Here is a 24,834-nt window from a genome sequence, read left to right on the forward strand (position 1 = left end):
GTCGTCAGCTCATCGGTGGGGCACCCTGCTGCTGCTGGGTGGCGGGCTTGGCTTCGTCCTCGTGGCCGTTCCAGGCCACGTCCACGCTGCTGCTGCCATGCCTGCCGAGCCGGTCGCGGACGTCGGACCACCGGGCAGTGAGCGCGTACAGCACGACGACGTCCAGCGCGAGCATCAGCAGCGACCAGACCGGGTACGCGCCGAGCGACAGGATCTGTAGTACGGCGTGCAGGCACACGACCACGATGCCCGTGATCCTGGCCCACGTCTGGCCCAGCAGCAGGCCGCCGCCGACGGCCAGCAGGATCAGGCCGAAGATCAGCAGGAACCAGCCCCAGCCGGTCACGTCCACCCAGATCAGGTTCTCCGGCGTGATCACCAACCGCTCGTCGTCGAACAGAGCAACGAGTCCTTGGAAGACGTTGACCAGTCCTGTTATGACGAGCATCACGCCGGCGAACACGACGAAGCCGGTCATTGCCGCCCCGCCCCGTTGCGCAGTCATCTTGGCATCTCCTCCCGTTGCTTCAACCGCCGCCGGAATCGGCGGCGGCTCCTGTCTGGATGCTTGCTCTCGCCAGCCATGCGCGCCTCACCCCGGCCGGATGATGCTCAGCGCCGGCGGCCGGGTCACGATGCAGGTCGACGATGGCCGGATTGCGGGAGGGTCGACATGGGGTGCTTCTTCGTCTTGCTGGCCGGGGTGTTCCCGCGGTTCGCGCTGTTCATCGTGTGGGTGGCGCGACCCAAGCTGGTCGACGCCGCGTTCGACTCGTGGATCTGGCCGCTGCTCGGGATCGTCTTCCTGCCCTTCGCGACGCTGATGTACGTCATCCTCTACACCGGCGGCGGCCTGTCCGGGTCCGACTGGTTCTGGGTGGCCTTCGCCGGCCTTCTCGACATCGTGCACTGGATTTCCGGCGGCCTGCAGCGCCGGCAGGCAGCCGGCTATCCCGGCGGTGTCCAGGTGTGAGCCCGGCGGCGGTTCATCCGCGTGGGGTGAGGCCCGGCTTGCGGGCGGAGGCGACGATCGACCTGCAGCCGGCAGGCGAGGAGGCGCAGCATGTCGAATCCTGACCCCACTCCGCCCGGTCCGGAGCGCAGCGTGCCGGGCCAAGCACCGGCGGCCGACCGGCCTTCACGGGGGCGCACGGCCGCGGTGGTCATCTGTGTGTTCCTGGCGGCGCTCCTGACGACACCCGCAGCCGTCGCGTACTGGGGACAACGCACGCTCAACGACACCACCCGCTACGTGAACACCGTCGGCCCGCTGGTGAACTCCCCTGAGGTGCAGGACGCCATCGCGACGAAGGTCACCACCGCGATCGAGGAGCAGGTCGACATCGAGGCGATGCTCAACGACGTGTTCGCCGGCGTGATCACCGACCGGCCCCGGCTCCAGCGACTGATCGGTCCCCTGTCTGCCGCGATCAACAGCCTGATCGACCGCCAGGTCCGCGAGTTCCTCGCCTCGGACGAGTTCGCCGACCTGTGGACCGCGGCCAACACCAGAGCCCAGCAGGCCTTCCAGCGCATCCTGGCCGGTGACCAGTCCGGAGCCGTCTCGCTGCAGGGCGATCAGATCGTCCTGGACGTCTCCGAAGTCATCGAGCGGGTCAAGCAACGCCTGGTCGACCGGGGACTCACGATCGTGCAGAACATCCCGGTCCCCGACATCGACAAGCAGATCGTGTTGATGGACGCACCGCAGCTGAAGCAGATCAAGACGATCTACGCGTTCGCGAACCCGCTGGCCCAGTGGCTGATCGTGGCGGTGGCCGGGCTGTATCTCATCGCACTGGTGCTCGCCCGCAACCGTCCACGAATGACGGTGGTCATCGGAGCGGCGCTGGCAGCGAACGCCCTGCTGATGGCGCTGGCGCTTGCCGTCGGGCGGCAACTGTTCATCGACGCCCTGGCCGGTACGACGTTCGGTCCGGCCAGCGCGGTGTTCTTCGACACTCTGCTCGCCTACCTCGAACGCGGTCGCCAGGTGTTCCTCTGGCTGGGCCTGATCCTCGTGGTCATCGGCTGGTACGCCGGTTCCAACCGGTACGGATCCGCCGTACGAGACACTGTCAGCGGCGGTCTGGAGAGTATCGGCGGCGCCGTGTCCGACAGCCCGGTCGGCGACGCGGGCCGATGGGTCGCGCCGAACGCCCGGTGGTTGCGCGTGGTGGCCGGTCTGCTCGGCGTCGTCGTACTGCTGTGGGGAAACGACGTCTCACTGTCGCGGCTTTTCTGGTCGCTCGTCCTCGTAGCCGGCCTGCTGGCCGTCGTGCAGGTTCTGGTCGGTGCAGGCAGGTCGACGGCCGGCTCCCGCCCGCTGCCGCCGGGAGAGGCAGCCGTCCCCGGGGCCGCGAAGTAGCCGGCCGGTATGAACCTCGTCTGGGCCGCGCTGATCGTCATCCTCGCGGTCACGGTCACCGTCACGGCGATGCTGCTCGTGCGGAGGCGGGCGCCGGAGGGCAGCTACTTCAGCGACGGTGACCGCGCATCGGGCGTGTTCGGTGTGCTCGCGACCGGGTTCTCCGTGCTGCTCGGCTTCATCATCTTCTTGTCGTTCACGTCGTACGACCAGGCCCGGTCCGGCGCCGAGTCCGAGGCGACGATCGTGGCGCAACAGGTCCAGACTGCGCAGTTCCTGCCTGACCGCGCCGCAGCCGAGCTGACCGGCGAGCTGATCTGCTACGCGCGCTCGGTGGCCGGAACCGAGTGGGACGCCCTGAACCAGGGCACCCTCGGGAACTCGATCAACCCGTGGGGAGCGGAGCTGTTCCTGACCGTCTCGACCGTCGACCCGCAGACGGCCACCGAGCAGTCGGCCTACGACCGGTGGATGGACCAGACCGCCGACCGGGAACAGGCCCGGATCGACCGGGTGCACGGCGCCGAGGGGATCATCCCGACCCCCTTGTGGCTGGTCCTGGCGGTGATCTCCGTGGTGATCTTCGGCTACATGCTGTTCTTCGCCGACCGGGCCGAGCGCGCCGTGACGCAGGCCGTCCTGATGGGCAGCGTGACGACGGTCATCACTCTCCTGCTGTTCCTGCTGATCTTCTTCGACCATCCGCACGGCGACGGAGTGGGCCGCCTGCAACCCACGGCGATGGAGCGAACCGTCAGCGTGATCGGTGCCCAGCTCCAGGTGGCCGGGCTCGAGGTGTCGCCCCCGTGTGACGACGATGGCAACCGGCGCTGACGAGCGGACCGCAGGCGGCCGCAGCCTGCAGGAGGTGGTCGTCACCATCCTGCTGGTGATCGCTGCGCTGGGCACCTCGTGGAGCAGCTACCAGGCCACCCGGTGGAACGGCGAGCAGGCCAAGGCGGCCGGACGGACGAACACGATCAGGATCGAGGCCGCCAGGGCACAGGGGCTGGCCGAGGCCCAGACCCAGGTCGACGTCGCCACGTTCATCGCCTGGGCGGACGCGGACCGCCGCGGTGAGACCGATCTCGCCACCTTCTACGTGAATCGCTTCCGGCCGGAGTTCCGGACCGCGTTCGACGCCTGGGTGGCGACCCGGCCGGCGACGAATCCGGATGCGCCGCCGACTCCGTTCGCCATGAACCAGTACCACCTCGGGTCGCGGCAGGAAGCCGACCGGCTGGACGCGGCCGCCACAGTCTCCACCGCCGAGGTGGGCCGGAACATCCAGCGGGCCAGCAACTACGTGCTCACCGTCGTCCTGTACGCCGTGGTGCTGTTCTTCGCCGGGATGAGCACCAAGATGGCCAACCGGCGCCTGCGCTGGGTCCTGACGGTGGCGGGCTGCGTCGTGCTCGCCGCCACCCTCACCTGGATCGCCACCTTCCCGATCAGCCTCGAGCTCTGATCCCAGGTGAGCGCACATCGCGTGCCCGGATGGCTTCGGTCGATGCGGCCGGAGCGCCGCGCGCTGCGCGCCGACGTGGTCGCCGGCCTGCCGGGCGCGATCAGCGGGGTGCCGGACGGTATGGCGGCCGCAGTACTCGTCGGCGTGAACCCGATCCACGGCCTGTACGCGAGTTTCGCCGGTCCGGTGGCCGGAGGGCTGACGTCGAGCACCCGGCTGATGGTGATCACCACGACCACGGCGGCGGCGCTGGCGGCCGGTTCGGCGCTGGAGGACGTGGACCCGGCGGACCGGCCGGACGCCCTGTTCCTGCTGACGATCCTGACCGGTGTAGTGATGATCCTGGCCGGTATCGCCAAGCTGGGACGGTACACACGGTTCGTCTCGCACTCCGTCATGACCGGTTTCCTGACCGGGATCTCGGTCAACATCTTCTTCGGCCAGATCCCCGACCTCACCGGGGTGCAGGCCAGCGGCGACTTCGCGCTGGCGAAGGCGGCGGACGTCATATTCCATCCGGCGCAGATCGACATCGCCTCGCTGCTGGCGGGTCTCGCGGCGCTCGGCATCCTCGTCGGCCTGTCCCGGACCCGGCTGGGAGCGGTGGGTGCCCTGATCGCGCTGGCGGTCCCGACGGCGGTCGTGATCATCGCGGGCGCCGACTCGGTGGCACGCGTCGAGGACATCGGCGAGATTCCGCGGGGCATCCCGGCGCCGCAACTGCCGGACCTCGGCAGCCTGTCGTTGCCGCTGGTCACCGGTGCGCTGGCCGTCGCGGCGATCGTCCTCGTGCAGGGCAGCGGGGTCGCCGAGGCCGCGCCCAATCACGACGGAACCGCCTCGAACCCCGACCGGGACTTCATCGCCCAGGGCGTCGGCAACCTCGCGGCCGGCTTCTTCCGCGGCCAGCCGGTGGGCGGTTCTGTCGGCCGGACGGCGCTGAACCAGGCCGTCGGCGGCCGCGGCAGGTGGGCGGCGATCTGTTCGGGACTGTGGATGGTCGTAATTCTGGCAGCGTTCTCCGACCTGATCGGAGCCGTCGCGATGCCGACCCTGGCGGCGGTCCTCATCTTCGCGGCCGCCGGTTCGCTCCGGCCGCGTGAGCTGATGACGATCCTGCGCACCGGACCGACGTCCCAGATCGCGATCATCGCGACCTTCCTCGCGACCCTGTTCCTCCCGGTCGCGACCGCCGTCGGGATCGGCGTGACGCTGTCGCTCGTGCTTCAGCTCAACCAGGGTGCGATGGACCTCAAGGTCGTCGAGCTGAAGCCCGCCGGCGACGGCCGCTGGACCGAGCATCCGGCCCCGGAGCACTTGCCGAGCCATCAGACGATCGTGCTCGACGTGTACGGCAGCCTCCTCTACGCGGGCTCCCGGACCCTGGCCACCCGGTTGCCTGATCCGGCCGGCGCCGAGGCGCCCGCTGTCGTTCTCCGGCTTCGCGGCCACACGTCCGTCGGCGCGACGTTCGTCAAGGTCGTGGCCGACTACGCCGCCGCCCTGCACGCGGTCGGCGGCCGCCTGTACCTCAGCGGCGTCGACCGCGGTCTTGCCGAGCTCCTGCGTCGTACCAACCGGGTGGACGCGTCCGGGCCGGTCACCGTGTTCGAGGCCACCGAGCTGGTCGGGGAATCGACCGGGCAAGCGCTGCACGAAGCGGAGACCTGGGTGATCGGGCACCGCGGCGAGGACGCCGACTGAGCCGTCGCCGCTCAGCCGTTCAGGAGTCCCAGCGCACGAGCCCGGTGTACGGCGTCGCGCCGGCTGGCCACGCCGAGCTTCTGGAAGATCCGCTTGAGGTGCACTTTCACGGTGTTCACCGACACGAAGAGCTCCGCCGCGATCTCCGCGTTGGTCATCATCGTCGGCAGGTACCGCAGGACGGTCAGCTCCCGGTCCGTCAGCGGTTCGGCCGGCACATCGGCCAGTGCGCTGTGTGACCTGACCATGCCCAGGTCCGCGAGCAGCTCGTCCACGAAGCCGGAGGTATCGGGGTCCAGCTGCTCGACCTGGGTCAGCAGGCGCGGCATCCGCTCGGGGTCCATGACGAGGAACGGCCGTCGGACGCCCTCCCGACGGGCGATCTCCACCGCGCGGCCGAGGGCCTCGACGGCACGGTTGTTCGCGCGCAGGCTGTCGGCCGCCAGGGTCGTCAGCAGCCAGATCTCCACCGCGGCGGTGCGGTCGGTCGTCCGGTCACGCAGTGGGGCGAGGATCTCCTCGGTCCGCTGTGGCTCACCGCAGGCGAGGAATGCTTCGGCCAGGCAGGCCTGCTCACGGGCGAACGGCGGCTGCCGGTCCGTCGGCCTACCGAGCTTGGCGATCGCCGCCTTCGGGGCACCGGCGGCGAGCTCGATCTCGGCCTCGGTGATCGCCTGCCACCGTTCGATGAAGGTCGGGGGCCGCCACTGCCCGATCTCGTTCCGCACCCGCTCCATCTGCTCACGCGCCGCCTCCACGCGGCCGAGCGACGCGTGCAGGCGAGCCTGGGTCACGCCCACCGCGCACCCGGCGGCAAGGTCGAGAGTCGCAGCCTCCTTGGCCCGGAAGAGCAGGCTCTGCGCGTCGTCGACGTTGTTCCACTGCAGATTGATGATCGACAGCGCGAGGTATCCGGTGGCCGCCTGCGCCAGCGGCTCCCAACCCCGCGCGTCGACGAGCTCGACGGCCTTGGCGGCGTACCCGAAGCCCTGCCGCAGTCTGCCCGAGACCGCGGCGGCGAGTCCCAGGTGCGCCAGGATGTTGATCCGGGACGCTTCCAGCCTGGTCGCGGTCGCGAGCGCGAGTCCCTCCCGCAGGCGCGCCTCGGCCTCGTCGAAATTGCCGGACCACAGCAGACCTGTCCCCAGGTTGCTCAGGGCGACGGCGCGGTACTGCTCGGCCGCCGGCAGCGAAGCGCCAGGCCCGGACGCCTCCTCGAGCGCCGCCGCCGAGGTCGCCAGCAGGGCGTCGATGTCGCCGCGGGAGCGCGTCACGGCCGCCGAGAACAGGCGGATCGCGATGGAGGTGGCGATCCTCGACTCCGGGCTCGTGCTGTCCAGCTGCAGCTGCGCCCGGTCGAGATGCGGCTGCATGTCCTGGAAACGGCCGGCGTGCATCCGCAGCGCCGCGGCGCACACAGCCAGCTCCGGCCCTTCCGCAAGCCGGCCGACGGGGATGCGAGCCAGTTCGGCGGCGACCACGGAGCGTTCGGCCGAGACCATCAGCGGTGCGACCTGCGTGACGAACAGTCGCCCGAGCAACGACCAGTCGGCCGCCTCCGCAGTGTGCCGCAACGCCTCGACCGGCTGGTCGTTCGTCGCGAACCAGAGCGCGGCCCGCCGTTGCAGGTCGGGCAGGATCTCGGGCTCGGCGATCGTCAGCTGGTGCCGCAGCATCTCCCGGAGCAGCGGGTGGTACCGGTACCACTGCCGGTCCGAGCCGAGACCGACCACGAACGCGTTCGACCGCTCGAGCCGCTCCAGGAAGCGCTGGCCGCGAGGGTCGCCGGACAGCACCTGCGCGAGTCCGCCACTCAGCCGGTCGGCGACAGAGGTCCGCAGCAGGAACCGCCGGAGCTCGGGTGGCTGGCTCGCGAACACCTCATCGAGGAGGTAGTCGGTCACCGCCTGGTCGTCGCCGGCGAAGTCCGCGGGCGTCCGGCCTGGTTCACCGCCCTTGAGGAAGTACGCGGCCAGCCGCAGCCCGACCGGCCATCCCTCGGTGCGATCCACGAGCAGCCGGGCCCCGTCCCGATCGACCACGACACCGGCCCCGGCGAGCAGTGCCAACGCCTCGGGAACGTCGAAGGCGAGGTCGGTGGACCGGATCTCGGCCAGCTCGTCCTTGAGCTTGAGGCGGGGCAGCGGCAGCGCGGGATCCGCCCTGGTCAGCAGCACCAGCCGCAACTGCGGCGGCGGATGCCGCAGCACCTGGGCAACGGCGCCGAGGACCGCCGGTGCGTGCACGAGCTGGAAGTCGTCGAGCACGACGACGACCGGCTCCGGCAACTGCGTCAGCCCGGCCACCAGCCGGCGGAGATTCTCGTCCCCGGCGCCGAGACCCGGCGCGAGACCCGCCAGCGGGTTGCCGCGTGGGATCTCGGCGGCGCTGCGGATCGCGGCCACGAAGTAGGACCAGAACGAGCGCGGATGGTTGTCGCTCTCGTCGAGCGAGAGCCAGGCCACCGGCCGGTCGGCAGCCGCCGACGCAGCCCAGGATGCCGTCGCCAAGGTCTTTCCCCAGCCCGCGCCGGCGCTCACCACCGTCAACGGGCGACGGGTGCCGTCGTCCAGCAGGTCGGCGATCCGCGGGCGTTCGACGTACGTCGACGGGACGCGTGGCCGGGCCAGCTTCGTGGCCAGCAAATGGCGGTCCGACGCCTCGGAGGCACCGAAACGAGATGGCTCAGGTTCAGCAGGTGACATCTCCCCGACCCCTGTCGACCGCCGCTCCCCGGTTGCCGAAGTCCCGCGGCGCACGTTGGATGACGGCTACTGTGGTCGCCGGTCCTGAGCGCCCGGATTACATCGCCCCCGCGACGAGGTACTCAGCCTGTGTCGTTGCCCCCACGACCAGCCTCTCCGTCGGAAATGATACGCGAGATCGCCTTGGTATCACCCGCGTCGGGTGATGTCACCGGCCCGCGACCGGGTCACGGTATGGCTCATGGGGGGCGCCCACGCGAGGGAGCAGTCCGCGGCGGCCGGCAGTGACGGGTCCATCGATCCCGTCCTGGCGGTCAGGTTCGCTATGCCCAGACCTCCGCGGCGGTACGTCGAGCGCCCGAGACTGAGCAAACGTTTGGACTCCGGCGCCGAACTGCCGTTGACCTTGGTCAGCGCTCCGGCCGGCAGCGGGAAGACCGCGCTCGTCGCCGCCTGGGCGGCGCAGCGCGCAGCCGCCGGGCACAGCACGGCCTGGCTGACCTTCGAGGAACAGGATGTCCCCGCCGCGAGGTTCTGGCCGCAGGTGCTCGAGGCTCTCCGCCGGCAGGGCGTGGTCCTGCCGGGAGCACGGGACGACACCGCCGGCGCACACTCCCAGATGCTCACCGAACTGGCCACCGCGCTGGCCAAGCAGGCGGATCCGGTGACCCTCGTCCTGGACGGCTACGAGCTCGCGACCGCCGGGGACTCGAGCGGCATCGACTTCCTGCTGCGGCACAGCGACCAGCGCCTGCACGTCCTGATCCTGACCCGGGTCGACCCCGTGCTCCCGCTGCACCGGTATCGCCTGGCCGGCCTCGTCACCGAGGTACGGATGGCGGATCTCGCCTTCACCGAGGAGGAGACGGCGCGGCTGGTGCAGCAGTCGGGCGTCAGCATCAGCAGCGACTCGATCGCCGCGCTGACCCGGCGAACCAGAGGCTGGGCGGTCGGCCTGCGCTTCGCGACCATGTGCCTGGAGTCCAGCGACGATCCGGATGCGGCCGTGACCCAGCTGGCCGGGGACAACGGCAACATCGCCGAGTACCTGACGGCCGAGGTGCTCCGGACCCAGTCCGCCAAGGTGCGGACACTGCTGCTGCGCACCAGTGTCGTGGATGTGCTCCAGCCCGGCCTGATCGAGGAGCTGGGCGGGCCTTCGGCCGGCCGCACCCTCGCGTCCCTCGCCGCCGGCAACGTCCTCGTCGAGCACCTGCCCGATCATCCCGGCTGGTACCGGTACCACCCGTTCCTGCGTGACCTGCTCCGCGCCGAGCTCGCGCACGAGTCGCCGCGGCTCCGGCGGCAGCTGCACAAGAAGGCCGGCGACTGGTACGCCCGGCAGGGACTCCTCGAGTCCGCCGTCGGCGTCGCCTCCGCGGCGGAGGCGTGGAGCGATGCGTCGGCGTACGTCGTCGAGCATCTGGCCATCGGCGAGGTCCTGCTGGGCAAGGACAGCGGCGGACTCGACCGCGACCTCAGGAAGATGCCGTCCGACATCGAGGATCCGGCCGCGGGTGTGGTCCGGGCCGCGCTGGCCCTGGCCGACCGCGACACCGCCCGCTGCGCCAACGAACTGGAGCGCGTCGGCGCGTCGCTGGTCCCGGAGGCGGACACCGACCACACCGTCGAACTGGCGGTCGGCATCGTCCAGACCGTGCGCTCGTGCGTGGTCGACGATCCTCGGACCGGGATGCTCGCCGATCGGGCCGAGCAGGAGCTGCTCAGGCACCAGGAGAAGGCCGCGGCTCACCCCGAGCTCATCTTGCTGGTCCAGGCGATCAAGACGAGATGCCTTCTGTACGACGGCGAGATCGCCCAGGCGCGCGCCGCCCTGGCGGCAGCGGTGGGCGCAGCGACTCCGGGCTACGAGAGTCTGGCCGCGACATGCCTCGGCTACCTCGCGCTCATCGACTCCTACCAGGGCTCTCTCCGTGGCGCTTACGAGTGGGCCGCACAGTCGGCGGCGCTCGCCGAACGGGCGGGCCTGCCGGCCGACGGTCCCCCGCCGGCGGCCGAGATCGCCCTGGCCAGAGTGAGCATCGAACGCGACGACCTGAGAGCCGGCCAGGAGCATGTCAGGGCGGCGATGCGTTCGTACGACGCGTGCGACGAACCGGTCCTGCAGGCACAGTCCGCCATCGTGCAGGCGCGCCTGCTACAAGCCCGCGGAGGGGTCGACGAGGCGCTCGCACTGGTCGAGGCAGCTGCTGATCACCCGGGCGTCAACGGCGGCTGGCCCACGCACCCACTGCAGATCGAAGCGGCCAGGCTGAAGGTCGTCCAGGGCGAGCCGGACGAGGCGGCGCGGCTGATCGAGGAACTGGGCGGCTGCGGCGACGCCATCGGCGCACTCGTGCTCGGTCAGGCCCAGCTGCAGCGGCGGAACTGGGCCGGCGTCGCCGCTTCAGTGTCGGCAATCCTTGCTCAAGGCAACGGAGCGCCGTTGCAGGCCACGGTGGGCGCGCGACTGCTGGAGGCCGCCCACGAGCTGCACAGGGCGCAGCCCGCACGGGCGAGGGCCGCGTTGAACCGCGCGCTGCAGCTGGCCGAGCCGGAGGAGCTGCGCCGGCCGTTCGTCGAGGCTCCTGCCGCCGTGCGGCAACTGCTCGCAGCCGGCACTGACCTGGCCGGCCGGAACGGCTGGCTCGGGTCGGCCATCGGTGACGGCCGCCGGACTCTCCCCGTCCGGAACGGCCCGGCGGGCGACCTGTCACACCTGGAGCCGCACATCGAGCCACTCACGGCGAAGGAGACCGAGGTGCTCGGTCACCTGTCCGAACTGCTGACCACCGAGGAGATCGCGCTGGAGATGTTCGTCTCGGTCAACACCGTCCGGACGCACATCCGCAACATCCTGCGCAAGCTGGCCGTCTCGCGGCGGAACGAGGCCGTACGACGGGCCCGTGCACTCAGCCTGATCCCGGCCTGACCCGGAACCGGTCAGTCGATCCGGCGCCGGTCCTGGTCGACGTACGGGAGTGGGTTGCCGGACGCCCGCGCACCCGATGCGAACCAGGCCGCGAGTCCGCCTGGCGATCGCCGGTGCAGCTCGTCGAGATACTGCTGCCGCTGCTCGACGACGGCCAGGCGTTCGGCGGCTGTCCGGGCGGCCTGCAGCAGAACGAAGCTCCGCCGCCAGGCCAGGCAAAGGGCCGCGTCGTCCATGACAGCGAGCGGAGGCGTCGGCTCGGCCGGGGCCTCGGCAGCAGGCTCGGGCTGGGGCTGGTTCGCGGCGGGCCGGGCCCGACGTGCGCGGACCGGTTTCGCCTGCTGTGCCGGCCGATCCTTCGCCGGGAGCCATCGTCCCCGGGCCCGCGAGACGACTGCGGGCGAGGTGCAGGCCAAGATCAGAACGATCAGGACGCCGGCGAACCCGAAGGCGGCCATCAGACCGATCGCGGCCGGCACCATCAGCCCGGCCGTCAGCCCGCACCGAGCGATTCCCCGCACCGCGTGCCACCCGTCGTCGTTCTCCGACCAGACGGCAGACGCAACCGCGGCCCCGGTCACGAGGCCGAGGATCGCGCACACGAACGCAGCCGCCACCCCCCACTGGGCGACCAGGCAGACGATCCCGGTCGCGGTGGCCAGGTAGAGACACCACGACCGAATCATCAGGCACCTCTTCCGTCGACGGCACCGAACACTCGCGCCGCACTCAGATGGTCGCCGCACCGGCACGCCGGCTGCCTCATCCCGTCCGGATGAACCAGTCGACGGTGGTCAGGCGGAGGTGGCCAGGGCGGCGGGGAGCTGGCGGCGGGAGCCCAAGCAGCGCGGACTCCCCCGCAGGGTCGCGTACGGCGAACACCATGGCGACCGCCTCGGCCAGCAGCCGCCGGGCCACGAACTCCAGAGTCTGAAGCGAAACCTGGTCCAGCCACTGGGCGTCGTCGACAACGACCAGCACCGGCCCGGCTCGCCGTCGATCACGGTGAGGAACGGCGCGCACAGCTGGTGCAGGCTCGCGTACGCCAACTCCATGTCGGCCTCGATGCCCTGCGTGCGCGTCACCGTGATGCCCGCAGCCTTCTCCGCGACATAGTCCAGCAGCACCGACTTGCCGATCCCGGCCTCGCCCCGGATCGCGCAGACCGCGGAGTCGCCGGCGCGCAGACCCGCCACCAAGTCGTCCAGTACCGCACACTCGCGACGCCGACCGACCAGGTTCGCGGATGGGCTCATCGGACTCCTCGCGCGGCTCGGGTGCGGGCATGCCTGACAGAACGGTATGCGCTCTGGTCAGAGAAGGCGACGCAATGGCCGAAGCAGGAAGCTCGTGGTGCTGTGGGTGGCCAGCCCGCCCAGGGCAGACAGCGCCCGGCAGGTCAGAGTCACGTCGACCACAGCGAGTGTGTCGACGCGGACGCGCAGCGAAGTGTCCTGGCGGCGTTCCCCGGTCAGCTCCTGCACGAGCAGGTCCCAGGCGACGCCGTCCACCGGCTCGGGTTCGATGCTCAGCGGTCCGGTCACGAACCCCTCGTTGACCACGGCAACGGGAATCGTGTGCCACTCGCCGGGCGTCGGCTGCCCCAGTGGTACGCCGGTCCGCGCGACGGTCACGCGTGCCTCGGGGTTGATGGTGATCGCGAGCGGCGCGTCGGTCTCGACCGGTCCGCAGCAGCCGACGTGGATCATCAGTCGACCTCGCATTCGTCTCGCCGGACCCGGTAGATCTGCTGGGCGGCGTCGTACGCCTCCCGTGCGGCTTCGCGCTCGCTGTCCCTGATGAACCCGGACTTCGCCTTCCACAGCGCGTCGACGGAGTCGTGCAACCACTGCGCGCTGCGCCGCGAGGCCCGGATCGGCCGGCCGGCGATCTCGACGAAGACCGGCTGGGTGTGGACACTGCGCAGGATCCGCACCGCCACCCAGGACGAGCGTTCCAGCGGTACGTCGAACGACACTGCCTGCTCGGTGCCGTCCGCAACCACCTCCTCCGTCCCCACCGGCACACCGTTCACGAGCACCTCGACAAGCACGTTCCGAGACGTGCCGATGCGCGCTCGCTCCAGGTGCCAGCCCACCGGCGCGCTGTACACGAGCCGTCCGGGCGCCGGCGGAGGCGGCTGCTCTGGCAGCCAGGCTGCGACCGTCGCACTCACCCGCACCGGGCCCGGCGCGGCCACGGTGTGCTCCCGCGTCACGTGACCGTCGACGGCCAGGTCGAAGACGTGACTCCGGCCATCACCGAAGTACGACGCACCGTCCTGCAAGCCCTGGATCCACGCCTCCAGCGCCCGCGGTCCCTGCGGCGGCTCGTCCAGTCGCACGTACGTACGCCCGATGCCCGGACCGTCGTCGTAGATGCACGGGTAGTCGGTCTCGCCCAGCATCAGCGTGCGATAGCCGACGTTGAGCAGGTGGTACCAGATGTTCAGCTCGACCACCGGCGTGAACTGTCCACCGCACTGGAAGTCCGCGGCACCCAGCGGTACGTCGACCACGATCTCGTTGGACCCGATGCCGTGGAACCCGGGGACGATGTAGTTCGGCAGCTCGTCCGTGCCGACCGCCAGCCCGATGCCGCAGTGCGCGTACCCGGTGAGCGCGTCCTGCGCGTGTCCCCACTCCAGGACCGGCAGGTTCCACGACGGCCAGTCCTCGATCACCTTGGTGCCCGGATAGTCCTGGTCGGTGAGCCCGAGCAGGATCACGTGACCGGAGTGGCTGGACGGGAACCCGGACACCTCCAGGTCGTACCGCAGCACGCTCTCGGCGTCCCGGTCCGTCGGCTGCGGGCTCCAGGTCATCCCCTGCGCCTCTTGCATCGCCGGATACTCCAGGTCCGCCGGCGGGCTGATCGACTTCCCGCTGAAGAACTGCTTCTGGTGGTAGTAGCAAGGCGCCCACGTGAGCACGCTGCCGAGCCACAGCCCCTCACCGCGGACGTGCCTGATCATCGTCTCCGGCGTCACGCCCTCACTCGGGACGTTGTAGTGCGAGCAACCACCGGCGTGGATGTGCGGATCGCCCGAGTAGTAGCCACGGCTCGCCGGGTCGACCCACCGGTCCAGCGGCACAGCCAGTACGTCGGTCGCCGCGTCGACATCGGCCTCGATCCGCACCGGCCGGTACTCCGGCCCACGCAGCGCAGTGATCTCGTAGCGCCCCTCCGGCAGCCGGATCACCTCGCCGGTCGCCCGGTACACGTGCTCGTGGAAGAACATGTCCGGCGCCAGCCGCATCGCCTTGGACGGGTACGAGCGCCCCTGCGCGTCGCGGACCGTGATCGACGCCATGCAGCTCCGCCCGTCCGGCTCGCGCACATCGAGCTGGATGTCGCGGGCCGTCGCACAGTCGAAGTCGAACGAAGCGCCGTACTGCCGGTCCTCGAGGCTCATCCGGCGGTATGCGATCCCCGACGGCGTGCGGCTCAGGCTGTGGTGGTTGAGCTCGTCCGCGACGACCACACTCAGGCCACCCTGCCGGACCCCGTCCTCGCGGCTGTACAGGCTGATCACCTTGTACTCGACCTCGAGCCCGGACAACTCGCTGGGCTCGGCGACCTTCGCATCCAGCCAGGCGTTCTTGATCCGCGGTACGACGGTCAGCGTGTCGTGCAACGCGATCCGCGCCGAGTGGCTGGCGTAGTCGATGAGGCCGTACACGCCGCTTGGGGTCGGCTCCAGCTTGGCCTCGAAGCGGTGTGGGTTCTGCACCCGCACCAGGAAGCTGCGCCACCCGTGCTGCACCAAGCGCGGCGGCGCGGCGCCCGGCGTGCACACCGCGTTCCCCAGCTCGTCGATCCGCACGTCCAGGAGGACGAACGGCCGCAGCAGGGTCTCGGGGTCGGCGTCCGGCTCAGCCAGCCGGGCGGTCACCTCGGCAGGCAGAGGATCGCCGAGGTCTTCCAGTTTCCGTGCGGCGCGGGACACCGACGCGAGCAGCGGCTGAGCAGCGGCCTCAGACACGGGCACCTCCTGGAGGTCCGGGGAGCCCCCGACGCTACCCCCGTGGCCGAACCGGATCACGTGGTTTTCCCGCTCGCCGCCGGCGGTCTGGCCGCCTGAGGCTCGTTGCCACTCCACCACCCGCGGCCTAGGCTCGGTCATTGGGCGGTGGGCGATGGCGATTCAGCTGCAAGGCCGGCAGCGCGAACGCGCGATTCTCGACCGGCTCGTGGCCGGTCTGCGAGCCGGCCAGAGTGCTGCGCTCGTCCTCCGCGGCGAGGCCGGCATCGGCAAGACCGCTCTGCTCGACGACGTGCAGGCCCACTCCGCCGGCTGCCGAGTCGTGCGAGCAGCCGGTGTCGAGTCCGAGCTCGAGCTGGCGTACGGCGGCCTGCACCAGCTGTACGCCCAGCTGAGGGAGCGCTCGACCGATTTAAGGTACGACGCCCTCGGTACGGCGTTCGGCCTGGCCCCAGGTGATCCCCCGGACCGTTTCCAGGTCGGCGTCGCGATGCTGAACCTGCTGACCGACGCCGCCGAGGACATGCCGCTGATCTGCCTGGTCGACGACGCCCAGTGGCTGGACCGGGTGTCCGCCCAGACGCTCGCTTTCGTGGCCCGCCGGCTGCTGGCCGAGCGGGTCGCCCTCGTCTTCGCGGTCCGGGAACCAACCGGTGCCGGCGAGCTCAGCGGCCTGCCCGAGCTCGTCGTGAAGGGCCTGGACTTCAGCGATGCCCGCGCCCTGCTGGACACGGCGATCACGGGAGTCGTGGACGAGCGGGTGCGGGACCGGTTCGTCGCCGAGACCCACGGCAATCCGCTGGCCCTCATCGAGCTGCCCCGCAGCCTGTCGGCCGGACAGCTGGCCGGTGGTTTCGGGCTCCCCGACGCACCGGACCCGCGGGCGCTGACGAGCCGGATCGAGGAGGGCTTCCGCAGGCGCCTCCAGCCACTGCCGTCCGAGACCCGCCTCTTGCTGCTGACCGCCGCGGCCGAGCCCATCGGTGACGCCGCCCTGCTGTGGCGGGCTGTGCAGCGACTCGGGATCGGTCCCGACGCAGCCGCGTCGGCGGAGTCGGCGGGCCTGATCGACCTCGGCGCCCGGGTGCGGTTCCGGCATCCGCTGATCCGCACCGTCGTCTACCGCGACGCTCCCCAGGCGGACAAGCGCGCTGTGCACCGCGCCTTGGCCGAGGCCACCGACGCAGCTGTGGATCCGGATCGCCGGGCCTGGCACCGGGCCCACGCGGCAGTCGGGCTCGACGAGCCGGTGGCCGCCGAACTGGAGAGCGCAGCCGAGCGAGCCCGGGCCCGCGGTGGCCTCGCGGCCGCGGCGGCCTTCCTGGAGCGGGCTGCCGAGCTGACCCCGGATCCGGTACGGCGTGCCGAACGAGCGCTGGCCGCCGCCGGCGCCAAGTTCCGGGCCGGTGAACCGGACGCCGCCTACGACCTGCTCGCGACCGCAGAGATCGGCCCGTTGGACGACCTCCAGAGCGCACACCTCGCATGGCTGCGGGCCCAGATCCTGTTCGCCCGCCGGCGCGGCAGCGACGCCGCGCCACTGCTCCTGGACGCCGCCAACCTGCTCGAGGACCTGGCCGACCCGTTGGCACGGGAGGCGTACCTGGAAGCCCTCGGAGCCGCCATCTTCGGCGGCCGGCTCGGTGACGTCGTGAAGGCGGCCGAGGCAGCATGCGTTGCCCGCCCCGCCGCTGCCGCGGCCGGTCCGATGGACCTCCTCCTGGACGGGGTCGCGACACGATTCACCGAGGGGTACGCCGCCGCCGTACAGCCACTGCGGAGAGCCCTGCGCGCCTTGCGCGAGGACGCCAGCCACGGTGAGGCCAGGCTCGAGCACTGGCTGTGGCTGGCGTGTCCGGTCGCGCCTGAGCCGATCGCACCGGAGCTCTGGGACGACGAGGCCTGGCATGACCTGGCTGCCCGAGCTGTCGAGCTCGGCCGCGGGCTCGGTGCTCTCGGCGTGCTTCCGGTGGCGCTGTCGTACCGCGCCGGCGTACACCTGCACGCCGGAGAGTTCACTCAGGCAGCTGCGCTCGTCGCCGAGTCGGACGCGATCGCCGCAGCAACGGGAAGCGCGCCGCTGCGGTACACCCGTCTGATGCTCGCTGCCTGGCGCGGTGAGGAGGACGCAGCCCTGCGGACGATCGAGGCCGGCGTCAAGGACGCGACGGAGCGAGGTGAAGGCCGCGCGCTCGCCCTGGCCGAGTGCGTGACCGCTGTGCTCTACAACGGCCTCTCCCGGTACGACGTCGCGCTCGACGCGGCCCGTCGAGCCTGCGAGCAGGAGGACCTGGGGTTCTACGGCTGGTCCCTTGCCGAGCTCGTCGAGGCCGCAGCCCGCAGCAACGCCCATGGGACGGCGGGCGAGGCGCTGCAACGGCTCAAGCAGCACGCGGGCGCAGCAGGGACCGACTGGGCACTCGGAGTCCTGGCCCGCTCGACCGCACTGCTCACCGAGGGCCCCGCTGCCGACACCCTGTACCGCGAGGCGATCGAGCGACTCGGCCGCACGCGGATCGCCGTACACCTGGCTCGTGCGCACCTGGTGTACGGCGAGTGGTTGCGTCGGGAGCAGCGTCGGCAGGATGCGCGGTTCCACCTGCGTGTCGCCTACGACAGCTTTGGCGACATGGGCGCGAAGGCGTTCGCCGAGCGGGCTCGCCAGGAGCTCGTCGCGACCGGAGCGACCGCACGCAAGCGGCAGTTCGACACCCGCGACATCCTCACCGCGCAGGAAGCCCAGATCGCCCAGCTGGCAGCCGACGGGCTCACGAACCACGAGATCGGCAGCCAGCTGTTCCTCAGTCACCACACCGTGGAATGGCATCTACGCAAGGTGTTCACCAAGCTCGCCGTCACGTCCCGCAAACAGCTCACCGCACCCCTGATCGACGCCGCGAGCCCGGTGTCGGTCGTCTGACCTACTTGACGCCGAGCGCCTTGCGCAGCACGTGGATCGCCTGCTCCACCGCTCCGGTGGCGGCCGCGGACTCACGCACCGGGTTCAGCATCATGAAGTCGTGAATCGTGCCGTTGTACCGGACGCTGGTGGTCCGGACCCCGGCCGCGGTCAGCTTCCGCGCGTAGGCCTCACCCTCGTCACGCAGTACGTCGTTCTCGTCGACGATCACGAACGCCTCCGGCAGCCCGGCCAGGTCGGCCGGCTCCGCCCGCAGCGGCGACACGGTGATCTCCCCACGCCGGGTGTGGTCCGGCAGGTACGCGTCCCAGAACCAGGCCATTCCCGCGGCGGTCAGGAACGGCCCGTCGGCGAACTCGCGGTAGCTGTCGGTGTCCTGCGCGGCGTCGGTCACCGGGTAGTACAGCGACTGGTGCAAGAAGGTGACGTCCCCGCGCTGCTTGGCCAGGATGGTCACCGCCGCGGTCATGTTGCCGCCGACCGAGTCGCCCGCGATCACCAGCCGGCTCGGGTCGAGCCCCTCGTCCCGGCCGTGTGCGGTGATCCACTGCGCGGTGGCGTACGCCTGCTCGATCGCGACCGGGTACTGCGCCTCGGGCGAGCGGTCGTACTCGACGAACACGACCGCGGCCTCGACGCCGACGGACAGCTCGCGGACCAGCCGGTCGTGGGTGCCGGCGTTGCCGAGGATCCAGCCCCCGCCGTGGATGTATAGGATCGTGGGCAGCAGGCCTTCAGAGCCCACCGGCTTGACGATCCGGACCCGGACGTCGCCGGCCTCGGCCGGCACGGTGATCCACTTGTCGTCGACGGCCGGCTTGTCGATCGGCGCGGCCTGGAGGTCGTCCAGCACCTTCCGGGCCTCCTCCTTCGACAGCTGGTAGAGGAACGGCGGCTTCGAGGTCGCGTCCGCGATCCCCTGCGCCGCCTGCTCCAGGATGTGCTTCGTCATCAGGTCGTCCTTCCCTTGAAGAGTGCTTTCTGCACCCCAAAGACCGGGCAGGGCCACCGGGTGTGACGTTGCCTGGGGCAAGCAGTGTGGCGGTAGCGCTCGGTGACGGGTTTCGCCGTGCCACAGCGGCTAGGATGCCTATCGACCAGTGGGGGCGCGCCGTGGCGACGAGAGGTTCCAGAGCCGGACTCCTAGGGCGGCGGGACGAGCGCCAGGCCCTGGACGAGCTGTTGGCCGGCGCCAGAGCCGGGCAGAGCGCGACCTTGGTCCTGCGCGGCGAACCGGGGATCGGCAAGACCGCGTTGCTTACGTACCTCCGTGCCCAGTCCACCGGATGCCGCGTCGTCCGGGCCGCGGGCGTCCAGTCGGAGATGGAGCTTTCGTACGCCGGCCTGCACCAGCTCTGCGCTCCACTGCTGACCGGTCTGGACCAGCTGCCCGGGCCACAGCGCGACGCACTCGCCACCGCGTTCGGTCTCCACGACGGTGAACCGCCCAGCCGGTTCCTGGTCGGTCTGGCGACGTTGAGCCTGCTCGCGGATGCCGGTGGCAACCAACCGCTGGTGTGCCTGATCGACGACGCGCAGTGGCTGGACCACGCCTCGGCCCAGACCTTGCAGTTCGTCGCACGCCGGTTGCTGGCCGAGTCGATCCTGCTCGTCTTCGCCGTCCGGGATCCGAGTCCCGGCGAGACGTTCCCCGGCCTCCCCGAGTTGCACCTCACCGGGTTGTCCGACAGCGACTCGCGCACCCTGCTCGCGTCGGTCGTCACCGGTCCGCTCGACGAGCGCGTCCGGGACCGCATCGTCGCCGAGACCGGAGGCAACCCGCTGGCCCTGCTCGAGCTGCCTCGCGGGCTGGCCGTGGCCGAGATCGCCGGCGGTTTCGTCCGTCCGGATGCGCCGCCGTTGTCCAGCCAGCTGGAGCAGGGCTTCCTCCGCCGGGTCCAGCTGCTGCCGACCGAGACGCAGCGCCTGCTGATCACCGCGGCGGCCGAGCCGGTCGGCGACGTGACGTTGCTGTGGCGCGCGGCCGAGCGACTGGGGATCGCCGTGGACGCCGCCGCGGCCCAGGCCGAGGCGTCCGGGCTGATCACCTTCGGCGCCCGGGTCCGCTTCCGGCACCCGCTCGTCCGCTCGGCGGCCTACCGTGCCGCCAACCTGTACGAACGCCGCGAGATCCACCACGCGCTGGCGGAAGAGACCGACCCCGAGCTCGACCCCGACCGCCGGGCGTGGCACCTGGCCCGCGCGGCGGCGGGACCGAACGAAGCGGTGGCGGCCGAGTTGGAGCGGTCGGCGGACCGCGCCCAGTCCCGTGGCGGAGTCGCTGCCGCAGCCGCGTTCCTCGATCGCGCCGCCCAGCTGACCCCAGACCCGGTACGACGCGGCGCCCGCACGTTGGCCGCCGCCCAGGCCAAGTTCGAGGCGGGCGCGTTCGAGGCCGGGCTCGCGTTGGCGGGGACGGCGGAGCTGAGTCCACTCGATGCGCTCGGCACCGTGAAGCTGACGCTGCTCCGCGGCCGGATCGCGGCCCTCACCCAAGGCATGACCGTTGCGTTGCCGCTGTTCCTCGACGCAGCCAAGCGGTTCGAAGTACTCGACCCCGGACTCGCGCTGTCGACCTACCGCGAGGCGATCGTCACCTCATTGTCCGGCGGTGGGCTCTCCCGCAAAGTGGCCGAATCTGTGCTGAGCGCGCCCAAGCCCGACCAGCCGACGCGACATGTTCTGCTCCTGGAGGGCCTAGCGCAAATCACCACAGCGGGGTACGCCGCCGGGGCGCCGATGGTGCTGCAGGCTCTCGCCGGCTTGAGCACCGAGGGGCAGTCGAGGCAGGAGGTGCTCGGCTGGTACCAGCTCGCCGGCCGGTTGGCCACGGACGTCTGGGACTTCGGCAGTTGGTCCGTGCTCTCGAAGTTGCTGGTCGACGTGGCCCGCGAGACCGGAACGCTGCCTGTGCTGGCGCCGGCCCTTCTCCTTCGCCTGGCGAACCGGGCGCTTGCCGGTGAGCTCACCACGGCAGCCACGCTGGCCGAGGAGGTGCGGACGGTCGGCGAAGCGACCGGTAGCGGCTTCTGGCCGCACTACGGGCCGATGTTCCTCGAGCCGTGGCGAGGCCGTGAAGCTCAGACCCAGCAGGCCATTACGACGATCACCGACCGGCTCGCCGCGGTCCGCGGCCACGACAAGGTCCTGGCCGACACCCAATGGGCCGCCGCGGTGCTCTACAACGGCCTCAGCCGGTACGACGTGGCGTACGCGGCCGCCAAGCAGGCCAGCGCGAACCCGCAGGAGCTCGGGCTCTCCCTGCACGCGCTGGCCGAGTTCGCCGAGGCCGCCGCCCGGCTCGGGCGGCCTGCGGACGCAGCCGACGCGGTCCGGGCCCTCGTCGAGATGGCACAGACCACCGGCACCGGTTGGGCCGTCGGCACCGCGGCCTTCGCCCGTGCGTTGGTGAGCGAAGGCCCCGCGGCCGAGGACTCCTACCGGGAGGCGATCGAGCGATTCGACGCCACAGAGGTGCGGATGCAGCTTGCCCGCGTCCGGCTCTGCTACGGCGAGTGGCTGCGCCGCGAGGGCCGCCGGGTCGATGCCCGCGCGCAGCTCGGCGCGGCACACGAGATGCTGACCGGCTTCGGGGCGGAGGGGTTCGCGGAGCGCGCACGTCGCGAGCTGCAGGCGACAGGCGCGACCGTGCGCAAGCCGGCCGTCGCGACGGTCGACGCGCTGACGGCGCAGGAGGCGCAGATCGCCCGCCTGGCCGCCGACGGGCTGACGAACCCCGAGATCGGCGCCCGGTTGTTCATCAGCCCGCACACGGTCGAATGGCATCTGCGCAAGGTGTTCACGAAGCTGGGCATCACGTCCCGCCGCGAGATCGCCACCCTGCTCCCACCAGGTACTGCGTCGGCCTAGCTGCGTGCAGCCTGCTTGATCACGTTGGTGACGGTGCCGGGGTCGGTCATCAGGCCGAGGTGCCCGGCGTCGTACTCGGTGATCTTGGCGCCGGCCCGCTTGGACATCATCCGCTGGGCACTGGCCGGGATGATCTGGTCCTTGATGCCGATCGCGCTCCAGGACGGGATCGTCTTCCAGGCCGGGGTCGCGGACGGCTCGTTGAGCGCGCCGAACGCGCCCGGCCGCTGGGTCGCGAAGACCAGGTCCTTGTCATCGGAGCTCAGGCCGGTCGCGAACGACGCGAACACGGTCGACCGCTTCAGGTACACGTCGGTGGTGGCCGTCGGCGGCAGCGTGGCGGGGACCAGGTCGAAGACGGTCGCCGGGTCCACAGCGAGCGCCGAGTCCGGCCCCACCAGCTGGAACGGGTTCTCACCGGTGTCCGGCGCGAAGGCGTTGACGTACACGAGCGCCTTGACGTTCGGCAGCCCGGTGGCCGCGTTGGTGATCACGAAACCGCCGTACGAGTGCCCGACCAGGACGACCGGTCCCGGCACGGTCTCCAGGAAGGTGCGCACCGACGCCGCGTCACCCGCTACCGAGCGCAGGTGGTTGGGAATCGCGCGGACCGTGTAGCCGTCGTCCTGCAGCCGCTCGGTGACACGGTTCCAGCTCGAGGCGTCCGCCCAGGATCCGTGCACCAGCACGATGGTCGGCTTCGTCCCGCGCTGCTCGCCGGCAACGCTCTGCACCGGGTTGAAGCTCGCGAGGGCGAGCGCGGCTGCGGTGAGCAGGAACGCCAGCGTGCGGCCGCGTCTTTTGGGGCGGCGAGTCAGGGGATTCGTCATGGATCTGTCCTGTTCCGTGCGATGGACAGCCGGCCGCGTGCCGGTCGGCTCACAGGTAAGTCCGAGCACCGGCGCGAGATGTGACAGGACCGTCCGGATGTCACACCGCAGCGGCCTGAACGGTCCTAGTGGGTGACGCCTGCCCGCGACCGGCGTACGTCGTTGCGCACAGCAACGAGCCGCCCACGAAGGAGAACAGGTATGACCCACGTGCAGGTCCGGGACGGCCGCGGCGCCGTGCCCCGGCGGGCTTCCCGGGACGGTCTGCGGCGCTTCGTCGAGACGTTCGCCGAGGAACACCCGCCGCTGTCCCTCGACGCCGCCGACCTGACGATCAAGGACCCGGACCAGGTGCGGCAGCGGTACGGCGGGGTGTTCAACTACCTGACCCGGGTCGAGCTCGAGGTCGAGCGGAACGTGCTCGAGCTGCGCGCGCTGATGCCCGACGCCACCGAGGTCGACCGGCTGTTCTACCAGGACGTCTGGTCACCGCAGGAGCTCCAGCACGGCATCCTGCTCGACGCCGTCCAGCAGGGTTTCGGGATGACGCCCGCCGAGATCGACGTGTCGGTCAGCGGTGGGATGAAGCTGGTCGGCGTACTCTCGCACCTGCCCGGCATGCTCGGCGTGATCCGGCTGCTGTACTACCTGACCGGCGCGGCCACCGAGCGGTCGGCGGTGATCGCGTACTCCCGGCTGGTCGACGGCCTGCGCGGAATGGGCGAGGACGCGATCGCGGAGACCGTCATCGCGCCGATCCGGCGGCAGGAGCCGGGGCACTTCGCGTTCTACCGGATGTCGGCCGAGGTACTGGTCGGCGAGGAGGGAATGAGCGACTGGCAGCTCCAGCTCACGCGGATCCTGCGCCGCCGGTCGTTCGACCTCGTCGGCGTGAACAACCGCACGCAGCGGGCGGACTTCGGCGACGTCGCGCGCGCCCTCGAGTTCGACCGCGACCTGCTGGAGGTCGCACGGCAGGTGAGCCGGGTGGAACGCGAACTGCTCTGGGCCGAACGTCAAGGACTGAAGGTCCCCCGCTACATCCTGGCGGCACTGCAGGAAGCGATCGCACTCAGCGAGGCTCGCGCTGCCGGCCTCAAGATCTGACCGTTGTGGGTGGTGCAACCGTCGTGTCGTCGGCTCGGTAGAGGCCTGGACCGGTGAGGTGCAACTGGTCCAGGAAGTTCGCCGCAGTCACGGACGCGGTGCCGATCAGCCGCTGCGAATGGCTGAAGTCCCAGGGCGCCGGCCAGGTGTCGATGCCGGTCGGCAGTACGACGGTCGGGATCCGCCGGGCGACGTCGTGCAGGTCGAGCTCGATCTGGTGATGGACCTGCAGGTTGGCGGCGCGCGAAGCGATCGCGCCGGGGCGCCGGCGCGGAAGAGTCGGTGTCACCGGCCAGCTCGCCGGACCGGTCGACAGCACCACTAGGCTGGCTGCTCCGGCGGCCAAGGCTGCGCGGACCGGGACGTACGCGATCACGCCGCCGTCGACGAGCGTCCGGCCCTCTCGAACTACCGGCGGCAAGGCGCCGGGAATCGCCGCGCTGGCGAGCAGTGCCGACTCGAGGTCGCCGTGGTCGATCCGGATCTCGGCTCCGGTGACCAGGTCCATGGCCACCGCGGTGAACGGGATCGGCAGTTCCTCGATCCGGGACGGCAACTCGGCCTGCGCGATCAGCCGGCGCAGGCCACGGTCGTTGAAGATGGCAGACCGCTGCGAGGACAGGTAGCCGAACGGGAACACGTCCCGGCGGCGCAGGTGGGTCCACACCTCGTCCAGCCAGGGCGCGGCCCGGTCCGGGTGGGCTGCCGCGATCGCGCCGGTGAGGGCGCCCACCGACGTACCGACGATCAGGTCGGGGACGAACCCGCGCTGCTCGAGCGCGTAGCCGACGCCGACATGCGCGGCGCCGAGCACTCCGCCGCCGCCGAGTGCCACTGCCACCGGCCGTGGCAAGGCAGCCAACCCGCGTGCATGACTCATGACTCGCCTCCCCGGCCAAGGCTCAGATCGGTTGCTCACCAGTGAGGACCAGGTAACTCCGCGCT

Annotated in this window: 18 protein-coding genes; 9 read left to right on the forward strand and 9 right to left on the reverse strand. The window is 70.9% G+C overall.

The window, feature by feature from the left end:
* Nucleotides 1–4: 4 nt before the first annotated feature.
* The gene (locus tag ACIBGM_RS07060) at nucleotides 5–505 is read right to left on the reverse strand and encodes a hypothetical protein (RefSeq protein WP_360529741.1); all 501 of its coding nucleotides are present in this window, start codon (nucleotides 503–505) and stop codon (nucleotides 5–7) included.
* Between the two features lie 168 nt (nucleotides 506–673).
* Between ACIBGM_RS07060 and ACIBGM_RS07065 the strand changes: the two genes are divergently transcribed.
* From ACIBGM_RS07065 to ACIBGM_RS07085, 5 genes are all read left to right on the forward strand, one after another.
* A complete protein-coding gene (locus ACIBGM_RS07065; protein WP_360529738.1) occupies nucleotides 674–973 on the forward strand; it encodes a hypothetical protein in 300 nt (99 codons plus the stop codon).
* A 90-nt stretch (nucleotides 974–1,063) separates the two neighbouring features.
* Entirely contained in the window at nucleotides 1,064–2,368 is a 1,305-nt protein-coding gene (locus ACIBGM_RS07070) for a hypothetical protein (RefSeq protein WP_396384753.1), read from the forward strand.
* Between the two features lie 9 nt (nucleotides 2,369–2,377).
* On the forward strand, nucleotides 2,378–3,202 hold the full coding sequence (locus tag ACIBGM_RS07075; protein WP_396384754.1) for a hypothetical protein: 825 nt from the start codon (nucleotides 2,378–2,380) through the stop codon (nucleotides 3,200–3,202).
* Nucleotides 3,177–3,836 carry a hypothetical protein gene (locus ACIBGM_RS07080; RefSeq protein ID WP_396384755.1) on the forward strand — a complete coding sequence of 220 codons (660 nt, stop codon included), beginning with the start codon at nucleotides 3,177–3,179 and terminating at the stop codon, nucleotides 3,834–3,836. The genes ACIBGM_RS07075 and ACIBGM_RS07080 overlap by 26 nt, the downstream gene beginning before the upstream one ends.
* 42 nt (nucleotides 3,837–3,878) lie before the next feature.
* Nucleotides 3,879–5,540, forward strand: coding sequence for a SulP family inorganic anion transporter (locus ACIBGM_RS07085; protein WP_396384756.1), 1,662 nt, complete (start codon nucleotides 3,879–3,881; stop codon nucleotides 5,538–5,540).
* Between the two features lie 11 nt (nucleotides 5,541–5,551).
* On the opposite strand, the gene ACIBGM_RS07090 is transcribed toward ACIBGM_RS07085, so the two are convergent.
* Nucleotides 5,552–8,185 carry a LuxR C-terminal-related transcriptional regulator gene (locus ACIBGM_RS07090; protein WP_360529723.1) on the reverse strand — a complete coding sequence of 878 codons (2,634 nt, stop codon included), beginning with the start codon at nucleotides 8,183–8,185 and terminating at the stop codon, nucleotides 5,552–5,554.
* A 385-nt stretch (nucleotides 8,186–8,570) separates the two neighbouring features.
* Between ACIBGM_RS07090 and ACIBGM_RS07095 the strand changes: the two genes are divergently transcribed.
* On the forward strand, nucleotides 8,571–11,177 hold the full coding sequence (locus ACIBGM_RS07095; protein WP_396384757.1) for a LuxR C-terminal-related transcriptional regulator: 2,607 nt from the start codon (nucleotides 8,571–8,573) through the stop codon (nucleotides 11,175–11,177).
* 11 nt (nucleotides 11,178–11,188) lie between these two features.
* Here ACIBGM_RS07095 and ACIBGM_RS07100 read toward each other — a convergent pair whose 3' ends face one another.
* From ACIBGM_RS07100 to ACIBGM_RS07115, 4 genes are all read right to left on the reverse strand, one after another.
* The gene (locus tag ACIBGM_RS07100; protein WP_360529717.1) at nucleotides 11,189–11,863 is read right to left on the reverse strand and encodes a hypothetical protein; all 675 of its coding nucleotides are present in this window, start codon (nucleotides 11,861–11,863) and stop codon (nucleotides 11,189–11,191) included.
* Between the two features lie 108 nt (nucleotides 11,864–11,971).
* Complete coding sequence (locus ACIBGM_RS07105; RefSeq protein WP_360529714.1) at nucleotides 11,972–12,433, reverse strand: ATP-binding protein; 462 nt, start codon at nucleotides 12,431–12,433, stop codon at nucleotides 11,972–11,974.
* A 57-nt stretch (nucleotides 12,434–12,490) separates the two neighbouring features.
* Nucleotides 12,491–12,886: a hypothetical protein gene (locus ACIBGM_RS07110; protein ID WP_396384758.1), complete on the reverse strand. Its 396-nt coding sequence runs from the start codon at nucleotides 12,884–12,886 to the stop codon at nucleotides 12,491–12,493.
* Complete coding sequence (locus ACIBGM_RS07115; protein WP_360529708.1) at nucleotides 12,886–15,162, reverse strand: CehA/McbA family metallohydrolase; 2,277 nt, start codon at nucleotides 15,160–15,162, stop codon at nucleotides 12,886–12,888. Before ACIBGM_RS07115 ends, ACIBGM_RS07110 begins: the two co-directional genes overlap by 1 nt.
* 154 nt (nucleotides 15,163–15,316) lie before the next feature.
* Between ACIBGM_RS07115 and ACIBGM_RS07120 the strand changes: the two genes are divergently transcribed.
* Nucleotides 15,317–18,082, forward strand: a complete 2,766-nt coding sequence (locus ACIBGM_RS07120; protein WP_360529705.1) for a LuxR C-terminal-related transcriptional regulator — start codon at nucleotides 15,317–15,319, stop codon at nucleotides 18,080–18,082.
* A 1-nt stretch (nucleotide 18,083) separates the two neighbouring features.
* On the opposite strand, the gene ACIBGM_RS07125 is transcribed toward ACIBGM_RS07120, so the two are convergent.
* A complete protein-coding gene (locus tag ACIBGM_RS07125; RefSeq protein ID WP_360529702.1) occupies nucleotides 18,084–19,034 on the reverse strand; it encodes an alpha/beta hydrolase in 951 nt (316 codons plus the stop codon).
* Between the two features lie 161 nt (nucleotides 19,035–19,195).
* Between ACIBGM_RS07125 and ACIBGM_RS07130 the strand changes: the two genes are divergently transcribed.
* A complete protein-coding gene (locus tag ACIBGM_RS07130) occupies nucleotides 19,196–21,952 on the forward strand; it encodes an AAA family ATPase (RefSeq protein ID WP_396384759.1) in 2,757 nt (918 codons plus the stop codon).
* On the opposite strand, the gene ACIBGM_RS07135 is transcribed toward ACIBGM_RS07130, so the two are convergent.
* Nucleotides 21,949–22,782: an alpha/beta hydrolase gene (locus ACIBGM_RS07135; protein ID WP_360529696.1), complete on the reverse strand. Its 834-nt coding sequence runs from the start codon at nucleotides 22,780–22,782 to the stop codon at nucleotides 21,949–21,951. The two genes, ACIBGM_RS07130 and ACIBGM_RS07135, sit on opposite strands and share 4 nt — an antisense overlap.
* 201 nt (nucleotides 22,783–22,983) lie before the next feature.
* Here ACIBGM_RS07135 and ACIBGM_RS07140 point away from each other — a divergent pair, with 201 nt between their 5' ends.
* Nucleotides 22,984–23,889 carry a GTP-binding protein LepA gene (locus tag ACIBGM_RS07140; protein ID WP_360529693.1) on the forward strand — a complete coding sequence of 302 codons (906 nt, stop codon included), beginning with the start codon at nucleotides 22,984–22,986 and terminating at the stop codon, nucleotides 23,887–23,889.
* Here ACIBGM_RS07140 and ACIBGM_RS07145 read toward each other — a convergent pair.
* Nucleotides 23,879–24,769, reverse strand: a complete 891-nt coding sequence (locus tag ACIBGM_RS07145) for a patatin-like phospholipase family protein (RefSeq protein WP_396384760.1) — start codon at nucleotides 24,767–24,769, stop codon at nucleotides 23,879–23,881. The two genes, ACIBGM_RS07140 and ACIBGM_RS07145, sit on opposite strands and share 11 nt — an antisense overlap.
* Between the last annotated feature and the right edge of the window lie 65 nt (nucleotides 24,770–24,834).

The sequence above is a fragment of the Kribbella sp. NPDC050470 genome (genome assembly GCF_044458365.1).
Classification (GTDB): Bacteria; Actinomycetota; Actinomycetes; order Propionibacteriales; family Kribbellaceae; genus Kribbella.